The sequence below is a fragment of the Phocaeicola coprocola DSM 17136 genome, assembly GCF_000154845.1.
Taxonomy (GTDB): Bacteria; Bacteroidota; Bacteroidia; order Bacteroidales; family Bacteroidaceae; genus Phocaeicola; species Phocaeicola coprocola.
Genome location: NZ_DS981507.1, coordinates 71,700 through 85,700, shown reverse-complemented (window position 1 = coordinate 85,700; position 14,001 = coordinate 71,700). Strand labels below are relative to the sequence as shown.

Sequence of the window (14,001 nt, the reverse complement as noted above, 5' to 3'; positions counted from 1 at the left end):
CCTTTATAATTTGTCTTTAATGTACGCATCGGCCAGGCGTGTAATTTCCTTTGCCTTTTCGAGGTCGGCCGCCCGTACCCAGTCGATGAGCCCGGTGAGGACACTGATGATGTCGGCAATGCCCACTTCCTGCTCCATGTTGCGTATGGCCGCCGACAGTTTCCCGAGGATGTCAGCCTCCTTGGATGAGGGGAACCGTTCCCCTTCGGGCCGTTCGGCGATGGCCTTGTTTATTTCGGCCACCTGCCGGTAGAGGTTAGCCACCTGTTCCTGCCTTGTGAGCGTAAGCCCCACCTTCTGTTCCTCCCACTTCCCGGCCCGTACCCAGTTGGACACGGACACCCGTGACACGCCCACCCGGTCGGCGATTTCCTGCTGTGTGAGGTTTTCCTTGAGGTACAAAGTTTTTGCCCATTCCTTTTTCTGGGCATTCGTCAAATCTGCCATAAATCGTCCTTTTTAGTTGTAAATCACGTTACAAAATTGCATGAAAAAGCGGGGTTTGTAAAAGCGCGTACGCATGATGACGGGTTACAGCGTTATGATAACGCCAGAAAACGTTATGATGCGGACGCGGTTTCTTGGTGCCATGGGAATGTTCTATTTTCGCACCATCGAAAGGCGGGGAAACCGCTGGTAAAGACATGACGATGAGCAGATTTTTCAATATTACAACGAGTGACGACGGCACCAGTACGATATTCCTGTACGGGGACATCGGAGACTATACGGAGGTGCAAAGCGGGCGCATAGCCCAGGAACTGATGGAAGCCGAACGCGTGAGCCGACGCATCCATGTGCGTATCAACAGCAACGGCGGGGAAGTGTACAGCGGCATTGCGATATTCAACGCCCTGCGCCATAGCCAGGCCGACATCCGCATTTATGTGGATGGCATAGCCGCCAGCATGGCCAGTGTGATAGCCCTTTGCGGCAAGCCCGTAGAAATGAGCAAATATGCCCGTCTGATGCTGCACAGTGTGAGCGGCGGGTGTTACGGCAACAAGCAGGACCTGCAGCGTTGCATGGAAGAGATAGAAAGCCTGGAAGGCAGCTTGAGTGAAATCTATGCCGAGCGGCTGGGCATGAGCAAGGAAGAAGTGAAACAGACCTATTTTGACGGCGAGGACCATTGGCTGACCGCCAAGGAAGCCCTGGACCTTGGTTTCATAGACGACATCTATGATGCAGACCCCGTGCCGGCAGACAGTACACCGGCGCAGATATATACTTTATTCAATAACCGGCTCGTTGAGCCACAAAAAAACAGAGAAGACATGAATCTGGAAGACGTAAAGAAACGCCCGCGCTTCAAGGACTGCGCGAGTGATGCGGATGTGTTCCGCCTGATGGACCAACTGGAGGAAGAGGCAGGCAAGGTACCTATCCTTACGAAAGAGAACACCGACCTGAAGGCCAAGGTGAAGACCTACGAAGACAAGGCTGAAGCCGAAGACCTTGCCGCCCGCAAGCAGCTGCTTGACGCAGCCGAGCAGGACGGTCGCATTGATGCGACTACCCGCCCCATCTACGAAAACCTTTTGGCCAATGACCGCGAGAACGGCGAAAAGGCCCTGGCCCAACTGCCGGTAAAGCGCCGTGTGATGGAAGACCTGCATCTGGAACCGAATGGTGAAGAAAGCCCCTGGAACAGGCGTATGCGAGAAATTAAGGACAAACGTAAAAAGTGATTGAACTATGGCAATAATTGTAAGAAACACGAATTACAGCGGCGAGGTACTGGAACAGTTGCTGACGCTTGCCGCTACGAGCAATGAGATTGTGGAAAAGGGGCTGATCATGGTGATTCCCGGTGTGGAGAAGAAAATCAGCCTGCCGCGCCTGAAGACCGGCAAGATGCTCCAGAAGCGCAAGGAGAACCCCGGCGTGGAGGATTCGAAGGGCAACTTCAACTACGACGAAAAGAGTCTTGACCCGGTGGACTTCATGGCCTTTACGGTGTTTAACCCCCGCACGTTCGAGAACATCTGGCGCAAATGGCAGCCGAAGGGCAACCTGGTATTCTCGGAACTTCCGCCCGAAGCGCAGAACGCCCTGCTTGCCGAGTTGGCCAAGCGGGTACAGTTTGAACTGGGTGACCACTATGTGAACGGTGAATATGGGGATGATGACGACCACTTGTTTAACGGCATCCTGACCCAGATGGCCAAGGATACTGAGGTGATTGTGGTGGACAGCGCAGAATCGACCATGCTGGGCAGACTGAAAGCCATGCGTGCGAAGATTCCCGTGGCCATCCGCAACAACCCGGACCTCCGCATTCTGATGAGCGTGAACGACTTTGACAAGTATGATGACGAGCTGACCCAGCGCGAGTCCAAGAACACGAGCGAAACCGATGTGAATGCCCGTCGCTACAAGGGCATTACCATTGAGACGCTTGCGGCCTGGCCCGATGATCTGATTGTGTGCACCCTCTGTTCGCCCGATGCCGGCGGCAACCTGTTTGCGGCTGTGAACCTGCAGGACGATGAAGACGTGATTCAGATTGACAAGATCTCGAACGCGAGCGAACTGTACTTCTTCAAGATGCTGATGAAGGCTGACACGAACATTGCCTTCGGTGAAGAAGTGGTGGTGCTGGACAAGCGAAGCAACCCCGTGTTCAAGGCGAGCGAGAAGAAGATTTCAGTTGACCCTGCCAGTGTGACCCTTGAGGCAACCGGTGGCAGTGAAGAAGTGACCGTGACCGCCAGCGGAGAATATGAGATAGGCAGTGCCCCTGCCGGCTTCAAGGTGGAAGCGACGGATAAAGGCGTGAAGATTTCGGCCGGTGCAAACAGTGGCAGTCAGAAAACCGGTACACTGACCCTTACGCTCAATGCCGACCGCAGCAAGACGGCCAAGATTACCATTACCCAAAACCAGAAAGGATAAGATGGTATGGCAAAATTGAAGTATCTGGTAATTCACTGTACGGCAACCCCGGAGGGGCGTGAGGTATCATCGGCGGACATCCGGAAGTGGCACACTTCGCCCGTAAGCCAGGGTGGCAGAGGTTGGAAACAGGTGGGCTACACCGACCTGTTCCACCTGCAGGGCGGTGTGGAACGCTTGGTGAACAACAACGAGGATGCGCAGGTGGATCCCTGGGAAGTGACCAACGGAGCCAAGGGGTACAACAGCGTGAGCCGCCACATTGTGTATGCCGGCGGTGTGGCCAAGGACGGCAAGACCCCGAAGGACACCCGCACCGGCTGCCAGAAAAAGGCACTGGAGAAGTATGTGAAGGACTTCCATCGCAGATTCCCGGATGTGCGCATTGTGGGACACAACGAGCTGGCGGCCAAAGCCTGCCCCAGTTTCGATGTACAGAAATGGCTGAAAGAAATAGGTATTAACCAATAATAAAAGAAGCAATCAATGAAACGAATTATGCTGTTTATGATGCTGATGCTGGGAACAGTATCGGCTGTGATGGCCCAAGGGGCCGATGTTCCGGCAACGGACTATGACGCAATGATTGGCACCTTTGCCGGTTTCGTCGGCGGTGTGGTGGTGCTTACTGAAGGGTTGAAAGGTTTGTTCCCCAACATGAAAGGCTGGGTGACGCAGCTGGTGAGCTGGTGTGTGGGCTTGGTGTGCGCGATGCTACTGTGGTGGCTTGATGCCGGATTTGTGAGTGATGTGAGCTGGGACATTGCCTTGCTCTATGGTTTTGGTGCCTCACTTGTAGCCAATGGGGTAGCCGACACGGGACTGGTGCAATGGGTTATCGGACTATTCCGAAAGAAACGCGAGGAAGCAGAATAAAAGGTTGACTGACTAAAAAACGGGTGGTATGGACTTTAGCGAGATCATGAACATTATTCTTAGCGGCGGCCTTGTGGGCACTGCAGCAGCCATCGGTTCCCTGCGTGCTACGGTGAGGAAAGCGAAAGCGGAAGCGATGAAAGCCGAAGCCGACGCAGAGGGTGTGCGTGTGGATAACGCAGAACATGCCACCCGCGTTTTGGTGAGCAATATTGTGGTACCCTTAAAAGAAGAACTGAATGCAACAAGAAAAGACCTGCAGGCCAACAAGCGCGAAATGGCGCGACTGCGCAAGGCCATTGACACTGCCAACAGTTGCCGCCATCATGATGACTGTCCTGTGCTTGGCGGGCTGCGCAAGCAGCAGGAAGAGCACGACGGTGGAGAAGATACAGACGGAATCGGCAAGCACCGACAGCGCGAGCGGAAGCCGACGGGCGGGACTGGTGATGGCGGGTATACCGGCGAGTTCGGTGAAGCTGTCTATACCTGCGGACAGCCTCCGTAAACTTCCTGAAGGTGCCGTGTACCGTGGCAAGAGCGGACAGGCGAATCTGACCGTAGGCAGCGACGACAGCGGGAACATCGTGGCCGAAGCCTCGTGTGACAGTCTGCAACAGCTGGTGCTATGGTATGAAGAAGAGCTGGCGCGCATCCGTAGCGAAACCAAGAGCGAAATTTCAAATGACGTTCAAACAGTAGAAAAACGCCCTCCGAACCGGATGCGGACGTTTATCACAGGTGTATTGGCCGGCTTATTGGCCGGTGTGTTATTAACCATCAAACTTTATAAACGATGAACAAGAATTTCATGTACGGCATAGGAGCCGTAAAGTATAAGGATTTCACAATCGGGTATATTGAAAAGAACTCGTTTGACCTGGGCGGCAAGAAACCCGAGGCCGCGAAGATCGAGGCCGAACAGGTGCAGGGTGCCCCGGTGCTGGTCATCCCACAGAGTAACGGCGGCATCGCCCCGACGTTCAATGTGATCCAGATGAACTATTCGAACCTGCACAAACTGCTTGGCGGCAGCCTGCATTATAAGAAAGAAGACTCGGAAAAGAAAACTCCGATCGGCTGGACAGCCCCGTCGGAGGTGCTTGTCATGCAGGGACCATGGGAACTCTCCCTCGTGTCCGGACAGAGCGTACTGATTCCCAACGCCACGCTGCTTTCCAATCCTGCAGGCAAGCTGACCCTTACAGAAACCTCCAAGATAGAGGTTACGCTCGAAGTGGCGATGCCGGAGGACGGTTCGCAGCCTTACGGCGTGTTCGATACGGAAGCAATACCGGACGAGTGGGGGCAGTACAAGCTGCCGCCGGCGGAAGCCGCGGCTGCAGCATCGCTCCAAAGTGAGGAGGGCTAACGTATGGCTGACCGTTTGGAACAACTGATAGAGATGGAGTGTGCGGACGCGCTGCTTGACAGCGGCGTGTCCGTACCTCTTAAAAGGTGGAAGCTTCCGTGGCTGAAACGCCCGGTGGAGGTGCGTGTGACGATGAAGCGTCCGAGGCTGCGGGGTCAGATTCTGCTGGCGCGGGAATACCTGAAGACGGGTGTCAAACCCGATTGGCAACCGAAGGACAAGACCGAGGAACTGGCCTTTGTGGCGGAGCATGGTAAGGCTGTGAGCCGCCTGCTGGCCTATATGGTATGCCGGGGATACGTGTCGCGGCACGTGGGCATCGGGGTGACAGCGTGGGTACTGCGGAACTTTGTGGAGTGGCGTTATCTGACGGCCATGTTCCGAACATTCGAGCGTCTGATGGGCACGAAGGATTTTATGCGTATTATCAGCTCGACAGCGCGGGCGAACCCGATGACTCCGAGACTGAGCCAGGCAAGGAAGGGGAGTTAAGAACCCGGTATGAAGGTTCCCATAGCCCTTTCGGCTTCGTGTGGCAGATTGCATCGGCGACCGGCTGGAGCGTGGATTACATCCTTGATGGGGTGAATTACCAGACGCTGATCATGATGCTGAGCGACGCGCCGCGGTATGTGCGGAAAAAGCAAGGCGGCGGAAACGGTGCTCCCAGACCGGAACACAGCGCCGAGGATGAAGCGAACGATATAGTAGGATTTTTTCAAAGCAAACTGGAATGAGCAAACCTGTAGAAGTTGAATTTTTGATGAAGGACAAACTCACGCCCGGCATGAACAAGGCCGAACGTGAGGCGCTGGAACTGCGTAATACCGTCAGGCTGCTGGAGGCTGAACTGGAAAGGCTGCGCCTTGCCGGGGAGACGGCTGCCCCCAATCTGGACCAGAGTGCCAATATCGCGCAGATCCATGCACTGGAGAAGCAGCTTGAGGAATTGCGCGGCAAACTGAAACTGCTGCAGGAGGAATCGGAATCCGTGCAGGTCACCCCTGCAGACATGCCCAATGCACAGCGCCAGTTCAACGGGCTTCACAACAGCATCCAGCAGATGGCCCGTGAAATGCCTTCTTTGGCCATGGGACCGCAGATGTTCTTTCTGGCCATATCCAACAACCTGCCGATTTTTACGGACGAACTGGCCCGTGCCCGTAAGGAATATGATGAGCTGCAGAAGTCAGGCAAGAAAGGCACACCGGTATGGAAACAGGTCCTGTCCTCGCTCTTTTCCTGGCAGACGGCCATGACCACCGGCATCATGCTGCTGGTAATGTACGGTGATGAAATCTGGGATTGGACGAAAAACCTGTTCAGTGCCAAAAAAGGCGTGGATGAATTCAACGTATCAGTCAAGGAAATGACCGAGATAGAGAAGGACGGCCGTGCCCAGATGGTGCGTACCCGCTTCGAACTGAAATCGGTCATCGATGAAATAAAGAACTTCACCGGCAGCAAGGAACAGGAAAAGGCGAAGGTAGAGGAACTGAACCGCAAGTACGGGGAATCTTTCGGGTATTATAAAACACTTTCCGAATGGTATGATACCCTTATCCAAAAGAGCGAGGACTATGTACAGGTCCTGCTGCACCAGGCCAATGTCCAGAACCTTGTAAAAAAAGCTGCAGAAGCCGATGAAGAGGTGAATAAAATCAAGGCGCAGAAACCGGAAGAGGCGGAAAGCGCCATGGGTTTTTTCGGGAAATGGGGACAATATATCATACAGTCAAGCATGGCAGAATCCGGGCAGTTCTATGATGCACAGGCTGCCATTAAGAAACATGATCAGGAAGCTTATGACATACTGTTGAAAAATGCCGAAAACAAACGCGACGGTTATCTGAAAAAAGCGGAGGAAGAGGTAAAGAAAGCGGCAGAAGCAGCCAAAAAAGGAAATATCGGCGGACATACCGACCCCGAACAGTCCGGGAAGAATCCGGAAGCGGAAGCCAAGCAACGGCTTGCCACAGAGCGCAGGCTGGCGCAGGATCTTGCCGCCCTGCAGGCCGAGAACCGGAAGGAAGAGATAGACCGTATGCAAGCCGGTACCGAGAAGAAACTGGCACAAATCGAATATGACTATAACGCCCGGAAAGAAGAGATAAACCGGCAGGAAGCCGACTGGAAGCGTGAGAACAAGGAAGCCGGTCTTTCCACCGGAGATAACGGACTTACCCGGGAGCAACAGGATGAACTTGAAAAAGCCCGTGCCTCAAACACCGAGTCAAGGAAAAAAGCGGAGGCGGACGTGTACAGGGAAGAGGCGGAAGCCATGCGTGACTATCTGAAGGAATACGGGACCTTCCAGCAGCAGAAACTGGCCATCGCTGAAGAATATGCCGAGAAAATCCGCAAGGCACAGTCCCAGGGAGAAAGGCTGACTTTGGAGAAGCAGCGTGATGCGGCTGTGCACAAAGTGGACATGGAAGCCCTTACCCAGAAGATAGACTGGGGAGCAGCGTTCGGGGATTTGACCGGTCTGCTTGCAGACCAGATGAAGAACCTGCTTGGCGAGCTTAAACAGTATGTCAAGACGGATGAGTTCAAAAAAACGGGAGCCGCAGACCAGCAGGTCGTTTACGATGCCATCGAACGGATTCAAAGCATGCTCCCCGGTGGCAACGGGACATTGGATTTTGCCCGGCTGCAAACGCAGATGCACGCTTTGGGGGATGCCGTAACACGCGTGCAAAATGCGGAACTGCAGCAGGAAGCGGCATTCATTCGGTTAAAAGCAGCGCAGACCGATTACAACAAGGCTCTTGAAAGCGGTAACCAGGCAGAAATAGAACGTACTAAAATCGCTCTTCAAATGGCCCAATCGTCCAGCATTTCAGCTGACGAAGAATACCTGAACGCCACCTCTGAAATGAAGGCGCTTGCCGGGGAGGTGAAAAGTGCCTCCCGGGACACGGTTGACGGGTTGAACATGGTATCCGACGGGTTGCACGGCTTTGCGAGCGGAACCTTGCAGGGATCATTTGAAGGAATCCAGAACATGCTTACCGGTCTTTCAAAACTGAATATCGGAGGCAAGGTCGGCGATGCCATCAGCCGGATGTCCGAAACCCTGTCAAGTGCCGGAGTCATCGGACAAATCATATCGGCCATTCTCTCCATACTGGATTTGCTGAAAGACGGTATTGGCCCGATTATCTCATCATTGATAGATACCATTTTCAATGCGATAACCGGAATACTCGACAATATCCTCAGCGGAGACCTGTTCAAACAGATAGGCGGTTCCCTTGTGAATGGTATCGGAGGACTGCTGAACACGGTGTCTTTCGGAGGTTTCAACAAACTGTTCGGCATCGGCGGGAACGCCAGGGAAGTGCAGGCGGCTATAGACCGTCTTACGGACCGGAACGAGAAACTGCAGACTTCCATCGAAGACCTGACCGATACCATTAAGGCAAGCAAGGGGACAAAATCGGTGGAAGCTTACCGGGATGCTTACAAATACCAAAAAGAAACGAATGCAAACTATCTGCAGATAGCAAAGGAACAGGCACGCTACAGCGGAAGTCACCACAGCTGGAACTACTACTGGGGCGGTTTCAACCAGGCACAGATAGACAAACTGAGCGGACAGATCGGCCGCCAGTGGGACGGGAACCTGTGGAGCCTGAGCCCGGAGGAAATGAAGGCACTGCGCAGCAACGTGGATATGTGGACGCAAATCCAGAATACCGGTAAGGGAGGCTATGGCGGGCGACTGACCGAGAAACTGGATGACTACATAGACCAGGCCGGCAAGCTGGAGAAACTGACCGACCAGCTGTATGAAGGGCTGACGGGCATTTCGTTCGACGGTATGTACAGCAGCTTCATCGACAACCTGATGAACATGAAGTACGGTGCCAAGGATGCGGCGGAGGATATATCCGAGTACTTCATGCGGGCGATGCTGAGCAACAAGATCGGTGAGATGTACAGCGACAAACTGAAAGGCTGGTGGGAGAAGTTCGGCAAGGCCATGGAGGACAACGAACTGACCGAGGCGGAACGGAACGCGCTGATGGAAGAGTACATGCAGTATATGGATGAAGCCCTTGCCCTGCGTGACAACCTGGCGGCAGCCACCGGTTATGACAAGACGCAGCAGGGCGGTACGAGCCAAAGTGCGAAAGCGGGCGGCTTTACGGCCATGACGCAGGACCAGGGCACGAAGCTGGAGGGCATGTTCACCGGCGGGCTGCAGCACTGGAGCAGCATGGACGACCGGCTGGAAAGCGTGGTGGAGAAGATGGACACGGCTGAAGGGCATCTGGCCCGGATAGCCGAGAACACCGGTGTGAGCGCCGGACACCTGGGCGAACTGAAGGAAGTGATAAAGAAAATGATACGTGACGGACTAAAAGTGAAGTGATATGGGCAATATACTGAGCGGACTGGTGCTGGTGAACGGCACGGACATCTGGACGGAATACGGCGTGTTCCTGGTGGAAGACCGGCGCGGGGGCATGGAGAACCTGACGGCCATCCTGACCCCGAGCAAGGCCAAGAAGGATACGGCTGTGGACATACGGGAAGAGCACGGGGAAAAATACAGCCCCGTGCTGACCCCACGGAATGAAGCGCGTGACGTGACGCTGCATTTTGCGCTTTACAACAAGACCCAGGCAGGCTGGATGAAGCAGTACTTTGCCTTTGTGAATTTCCTGAAGCAAGGGAAGGACGGCTGGCTGGAGATCCGTTTCCCCCAGCTGGATCTGCAGCTGCGGGTGAAGTATGCCGACTGTACGAAGTTCACCCCGCTGACCTATCTGTGGACGGAAGGTGTGCATGCCGGAAAGTTCCGGGTAAAGTTCCGGGAACCGAAACCGATTATATAACCATTCAAACGCTATTAGAATATGCTTCTAACGATATATGATAAAGCCGGAACCAAGCGTGCGGATGTGGCCGTGAACGACAGCTCGACGCAAAGCAAGGAAGTGCAGGGAGACAATGTGCTTTCCCTGTCGTTCAGCTATTATGCCTTCCTGCCCCTGGACGTGAACGACTACACGGACTATCTGGGCGAACGGTACTGGCTGACAGAACGCTACACGCCGAAGCAGGTGAGCGATGGTGAATGGGAGTATAACCTGAAGCTGTACGGTATCGAGAGCCTAATCAAGCGGTTCCTGGTGCTGGAGACGACGGACGGGGACACCAACCCCCTGTTTACCCTGACGGCCACGCCCCGCGAGCATGTGGCGATGGTGGTGAAGGCTATCAATAACGGCATGGGCCACATTACTGACTGGAAGACGGGTACGGTGGAAGGTACGGAGCTGATCACGATAGACTACGAGGGGATGTACTGCGACGAAGCGCTGAAAGCCATCGCGGAAAAGGCAGGCGGCAAGGTGGAATGGTGGGTTGAGGGGCAGACTGTGAACGTGTGCCGCTGCGAACACGGGGAAGAAATCACCCTTGGCTATGGCAAGGGGCTGACCTCCCTGGAAAGAGATACGAGCAACACGGCCAAATTCTATACGCGCCTGTTCCCGGTAGGCTCGACCCGCAACATCGATGCGGAGAAATACGGCAGCCCGCGTCTGATGCTTCCCGGCGGCAGGAAGTACATCGAGCAGGGCGTGGAGGAATATGGCATCTATGACCATTACGAGCAGGATGCTTTCAGCGGCATCTTCCCCCGTCGGGTCGGTACGGTGAGCTCGGTTCGCAGCGAGGAGGTGGCAGACGATGAAGGAAACAAATTCACCGTCTATTATTTCCGGGACGGGGAACTGGACTTTGACCCTAACCTGTACGAGCTGGCCGGAGAAACCAAACGTGTGTCGTTCCAGACGGGCGACCTTGCCGGACTGGGAGAAAGCGATGACCACTACTTTGAGGTGAACTACGACAGCGCGGCACGTGAATTCGAACTGATCACCATCTGGCCCTACGATGACGACACCCAGCTGCCGGGCGGCAAGCTGGTGCCCCGAGCAGGCGACACCTATATCCTGTGGAATATCCGGATGCCGGATGAGTATTACCGGCTGGCCGAAGAGGAGTTTGCGGTTGCGGTGGACGAGTACAACCGGGACCACTGGCTGGACATTGCCGCCTACAAAGCCCCGACAGACCCGGTATACATCGAGGAGCACGGCATAGACCTGTTTGTGGGCAGACGGGTGAAGCTGGAGAGCCGGAAGTATTTCCCGGAAAAAGGCTACCGTCAGAGCCGTATCACCAAGATCAGCCGCAAGGTGAACGAACCCGGGCAGATGGACATCGAGATAAGCGATGCGCTGCAGGTGGGCAAGTTCGACAAGGTGACGGACAGCATCGGTGCGCTGAAAAGCTATACGAAATCAAAGACGGAAGGCGCTGCCCTTCCGGACATCATACGAAGCTGGGACAAGACGCTGCCCACGGACAACAACCTGTTTTCCGCCCGGCGCAGCCAGAAAGAGTTCCTGAGCAAGAACCAGCCGGACACAGCCAAAGAGTCCATCCGCTTCCTGAAGGGTGTGAGCTTTGGCGAGGCTGCTGGCGGCAAGCCCTGCGGCATCGTGGATGGTGAGGGCAATGCCGAATACTTGACTGCCGTGATCCGCGAACTGCTGCGTAGCACGGAGTTTGTGGACGGGCTGACCGGTGAGGGCTGGCAACTCTGGATTGACCAGCTGACCGGATTGACGAACCTGACGGTGGACAAAGTGACTGCCCGGCAAAGCCTGGTGGCACTGGAACTGCTGATAGAGAAGGCCCGCAGCGTGTGTGGGCAGCTGGTGGTGTCGGCAGCCAACGGCAAAATCAAGGACGTGGTGAAGCAGGGCGACAACTACCGCATCGTGTTTGAGCAGGAATCGGGTTTTGTGGCCCATGACCTGATGCGCTGTGCCGTTACAGGCGGAACCCGGCTAAAATCCTACTGGGTGGAGGTGGCCTCGGTGATAGCCAACGGGGTACTGGTCCCGGTAAGCGAGTTTGGCGGGGTGAAGCCGGAGGCAGGCGATGAGTGCGTGCTGATGGGCAACACCGAAACCCCGCTCCGGCAGAACCTTATATCCATTGCGGCCACGGAGGACGGACAGCCCCGTATCGACATTCTGGACGGTGTGAAGGCCAAGAACTTCAACGGCTGCCTTCGTTGCCGGCTGGGTAAGCTGGACGGCATCAGGAGCAGCGCTTTCCCGGCAGACAAACAGCCGAAAGGAAACGGCCTGTATGCCGACAACGTGTGGCTGAAGGGTACGTTCGTGTTGATGACGGGCGAGGACATCCTGACGCGGTTTGAGATAACCGAGGGGAAAATCCATTCAGCCGTGGAAAGCTTGCGCAAGGAAATACGCGAAGAACAGAGTTATCTGGACAACAGCAGTTTTGCCGACGGCATGGACAAATGGAAGACGGGCAGCAAGGCTACGCTGTTCACCCTGGGCGGACGCTGGATCTGGGCGAACGGCGGTCCTTACGGTACGAAGCCGGACGGCCATGCCGAGATACGGACCGACGGCAAGGTGCCTTATGCCTATATCCGGAACAGCTATATCATGCAGAAACTGGAGGACTTCCGGCTGGTACCGGAGTACCGGCAGACGAACAGCCAGGGCGAACGGGTGCCCGGCGTGGTGTATCTGTCGTTCAGCTACCGGGTTATCAAGGCCGGAAGGTTGAAAATAGAATTTGTGAACGCTGATAAGACCGGGTTTGAGAACTTCAACATGTTCGGCCATGAAGAGGACCTGCCCGTGGGCGGTGAGAAGATGTTCACGTTGGACGGACTTTGGAACGGCACTGGCGACTTCAAGCTGTCGTTTACGGGCGTGATTTACATTTCGCTGCTGGTGTTCAGCACCAACAAGGCGGACGCACTGGCCTATAAGTACCGTACACTGTTCGAACAGAGCGACCGGCTGGTAAAGATTTCAGCGGCGGTCTTCGACAAGGACGGTAATGCGCTGAAAGAGACCGGGCTTGTCATAAAGCCTGAAGGTTCCGGTCTGTATGCGCAGGACAATACAGGAAAGATTGCCCTTATCGGGGTGAGCGTGGAGGAAGAGGACGAGTACGGAAATACCGTGAGCAAAATCAAGCTGACAGCCGACCATATACAGCTGGAGGGACTGGTAACGGCCAACGGCAACTTCAAGATACTGGAAGACGGCAGCATTGAAACGACCAACGGTAAGTTTACCGGAGAGATAGACAGCAGCAAAGGGAAAATCGGCGGCTTTGAGATAGGGAACGGCCGTATCGGTTCTGTGGCCGACTCTCACGGGAGCGGTGGCGGTCTTGCCATTTATGATGATTTTTTCCGTGTCGGCGGCAGCAAAGGATATGTGATGTTCGGTGATGATGTGATACCGTCTTCTGCAGGAGGAGCTTTTACCGCTGTCGGTCGTATCGTGAACTCAGCCCCCAATATATACGGGAATTACGGCTTCGACCAAGCGAACTATGGATTGTTTATAGATGTTATCGGCGGTACGAAGAACTACGGTATCAGCAGCAATGCGGCATTACTTGCCCCGGCGTTTATCAATACGAAAGCCAAGCTGCTTACCTTCGGAAGTGGAAACTACACGGTGGATTTCTCACAACACAATATCATTTTGATGTATTACAATGAACCCAACTACAGTAAGGTAGAGGTTACGCTGCCGTCGGAAAGTTCTGTGGCATACAAGTTCGGCATGAGTTACTTGCCTACCGATTTTGCAGCCATTGTCACGTTCAGGGTCAGACCCGGTTCAAAGAATATCATACTAAAAGGTATCTATAACCACAATGAAGATTTGCAAAACTACGAGATGGCATCCGGGGACTCCGTAACGGTACTTATTACAAAAGCGGACGGATTCCGTTACCAGATATTGAATCATTCATCCTAAAAAACA

13 protein-coding genes are annotated in these 14,001 nt (G+C 54.6%); 12 read left to right on the top strand and 1 reads right to left on the bottom strand.

What is annotated here, in order from left to right; genetic code table 11:
• Positions 1-3 precede the first annotated feature (3 nt).
• Positions 4-447: a helix-turn-helix domain-containing protein gene (locus BACCOP_RS16870; RefSeq protein ID WP_007562513.1), complete on the bottom strand. Its 444-nt coding sequence runs from the start codon at positions 445-447 to the stop codon at positions 4-6.
• 203 nt (positions 448-650) lie between these two features.
• On the opposite strand from BACCOP_RS16870, the gene BACCOP_RS16865 reads away from it, so the two are divergent.
• Genes BACCOP_RS16865 through BACCOP_RS16810 form a run of 12 tightly spaced genes read left to right on the top strand, consistent with a single transcriptional unit; the run spans position 651 to position 13,995 of the window.
• A complete protein-coding gene (locus tag BACCOP_RS16865; RefSeq protein WP_022199168.1) occupies positions 651-1,691 on the top strand; it encodes a head maturation protease, ClpP-related in 1,041 nt (346 codons plus the stop codon).
• 7 nt (positions 1,692-1,698) lie between these two features.
• Positions 1,699-2,898, top strand: a complete 1,200-nt coding sequence (locus BACCOP_RS16860; RefSeq protein ID WP_007562509.1) for a BACON domain-containing protein — start codon at positions 1,699-1,701, stop codon at positions 2,896-2,898.
• Between the two features lie 6 nt (positions 2,899-2,904).
• On the top strand, positions 2,905-3,369 hold the full coding sequence (locus tag BACCOP_RS16855; protein WP_007562507.1) for an N-acetylmuramoyl-L-alanine amidase: 465 nt from the start codon (positions 2,905-2,907) through the stop codon (positions 3,367-3,369).
• 15 nt (positions 3,370-3,384) lie between these two features.
• Positions 3,385-3,774 carry a hypothetical protein gene (locus BACCOP_RS16850; protein ID WP_007562505.1) on the top strand — a complete coding sequence of 130 codons (390 nt, stop codon included), beginning with the start codon at positions 3,385-3,387 and terminating at the stop codon, positions 3,772-3,774.
• A 28-nt stretch (positions 3,775-3,802) separates the two neighbouring features.
• The gene (locus tag BACCOP_RS16845; protein WP_007562503.1) at positions 3,803-4,282 is read left to right on the top strand and encodes a hypothetical protein; all 480 of its coding nucleotides are present in this window, start codon (positions 3,803-3,805) and stop codon (positions 4,280-4,282) included.
• Entirely contained in the window at positions 4,248-4,574 is a 327-nt protein-coding gene (locus tag BACCOP_RS16840) for a hypothetical protein (RefSeq protein ID WP_224205180.1), read from the top strand. Before BACCOP_RS16845 ends, BACCOP_RS16840 begins: the two co-directional genes overlap by 35 nt.
• Positions 4,571-5,146 carry a hypothetical protein gene (locus tag BACCOP_RS16835; protein WP_005798256.1) on the top strand — a complete coding sequence of 192 codons (576 nt, stop codon included), beginning with the start codon at positions 4,571-4,573 and terminating at the stop codon, positions 5,144-5,146. Before BACCOP_RS16840 ends, BACCOP_RS16835 begins: the two co-directional genes overlap by 4 nt.
• 3 nt (positions 5,147-5,149) lie before the next feature.
• On the top strand, positions 5,150-5,638 hold the full coding sequence (locus BACCOP_RS16830) for a hypothetical protein (RefSeq protein WP_007562497.1): 489 nt from the start codon (positions 5,150-5,152) through the stop codon (positions 5,636-5,638).
• 38 nt (positions 5,639-5,676) lie between these two features.
• Positions 5,677-5,883, top strand: coding sequence for a hypothetical protein (locus BACCOP_RS16825; RefSeq protein WP_007562496.1), 207 nt, complete (start codon positions 5,677-5,679; stop codon positions 5,881-5,883).
• Positions 5,880-9,527 carry a hypothetical protein gene (locus BACCOP_RS16820; protein WP_007562494.1) on the top strand — a complete coding sequence of 1,216 codons (3,648 nt, stop codon included), beginning with the start codon at positions 5,880-5,882 and terminating at the stop codon, positions 9,525-9,527. The genes BACCOP_RS16825 and BACCOP_RS16820 overlap by 4 nt, the downstream gene beginning before the upstream one ends.
• A gap of 1 nt (position 9,528) precedes the next feature.
• Entirely contained in the window at positions 9,529-9,993 is a 465-nt protein-coding gene (locus tag BACCOP_RS16815) for a hypothetical protein (RefSeq protein ID WP_005798248.1), read from the top strand.
• A 21-nt stretch (positions 9,994-10,014) separates the two neighbouring features.
• Positions 10,015-13,995: a hypothetical protein gene (locus tag BACCOP_RS16810; protein WP_007571290.1), complete on the top strand. Its 3,981-nt coding sequence runs from the start codon at positions 10,015-10,017 to the stop codon at positions 13,993-13,995.
• Positions 13,996-14,001 lie beyond the last annotated feature (6 nt).

Coding starts and splice junctions, on each gene's coding strand:
- BACCOP_RS16870 (WP_007562513.1), bottom strand. CDS start 447: ATGGCAGATTTGACGAATGCCCAGAAAAAGGAATGGGCAAAAACTTTG.
- BACCOP_RS16810 (WP_007571290.1), top strand. CDS start 10,015: ATGCTTCTAACGATATATGATAAAGCCGGAACCAAGCGTGCGGATGTG.
- BACCOP_RS16830 (WP_007562497.1), top strand. CDS start 5,150: ATGGCTGACCGTTTGGAACAACTGATAGAGATGGAGTGTGCGGACGCG.
- BACCOP_RS16855 (WP_007562507.1), top strand. CDS start 2,905: ATGGCAAAATTGAAGTATCTGGTAATTCACTGTACGGCAACCCCGGAG.
- BACCOP_RS16815 (WP_005798248.1), top strand. CDS start 9,529: ATGGGCAATATACTGAGCGGACTGGTGCTGGTGAACGGCACGGACATC.
- BACCOP_RS16835 (WP_005798256.1), top strand. CDS start 4,571: ATGAACAAGAATTTCATGTACGGCATAGGAGCCGTAAAGTATAAGGAT.
- BACCOP_RS16850 (WP_007562505.1), top strand. CDS start 3,385: ATGAAACGAATTATGCTGTTTATGATGCTGATGCTGGGAACAGTATCG.
- BACCOP_RS16845 (WP_007562503.1), top strand. CDS start 3,803: ATGGACTTTAGCGAGATCATGAACATTATTCTTAGCGGCGGCCTTGTG.
- BACCOP_RS16865 (WP_022199168.1), top strand. CDS start 651: ATGAGCAGATTTTTCAATATTACAACGAGTGACGACGGCACCAGTACG.
- BACCOP_RS16860 (WP_007562509.1), top strand. CDS start 1,699: ATGGCAATAATTGTAAGAAACACGAATTACAGCGGCGAGGTACTGGAA.
- BACCOP_RS16820 (WP_007562494.1), top strand. CDS start 5,880: ATGAGCAAACCTGTAGAAGTTGAATTTTTGATGAAGGACAAACTCACG.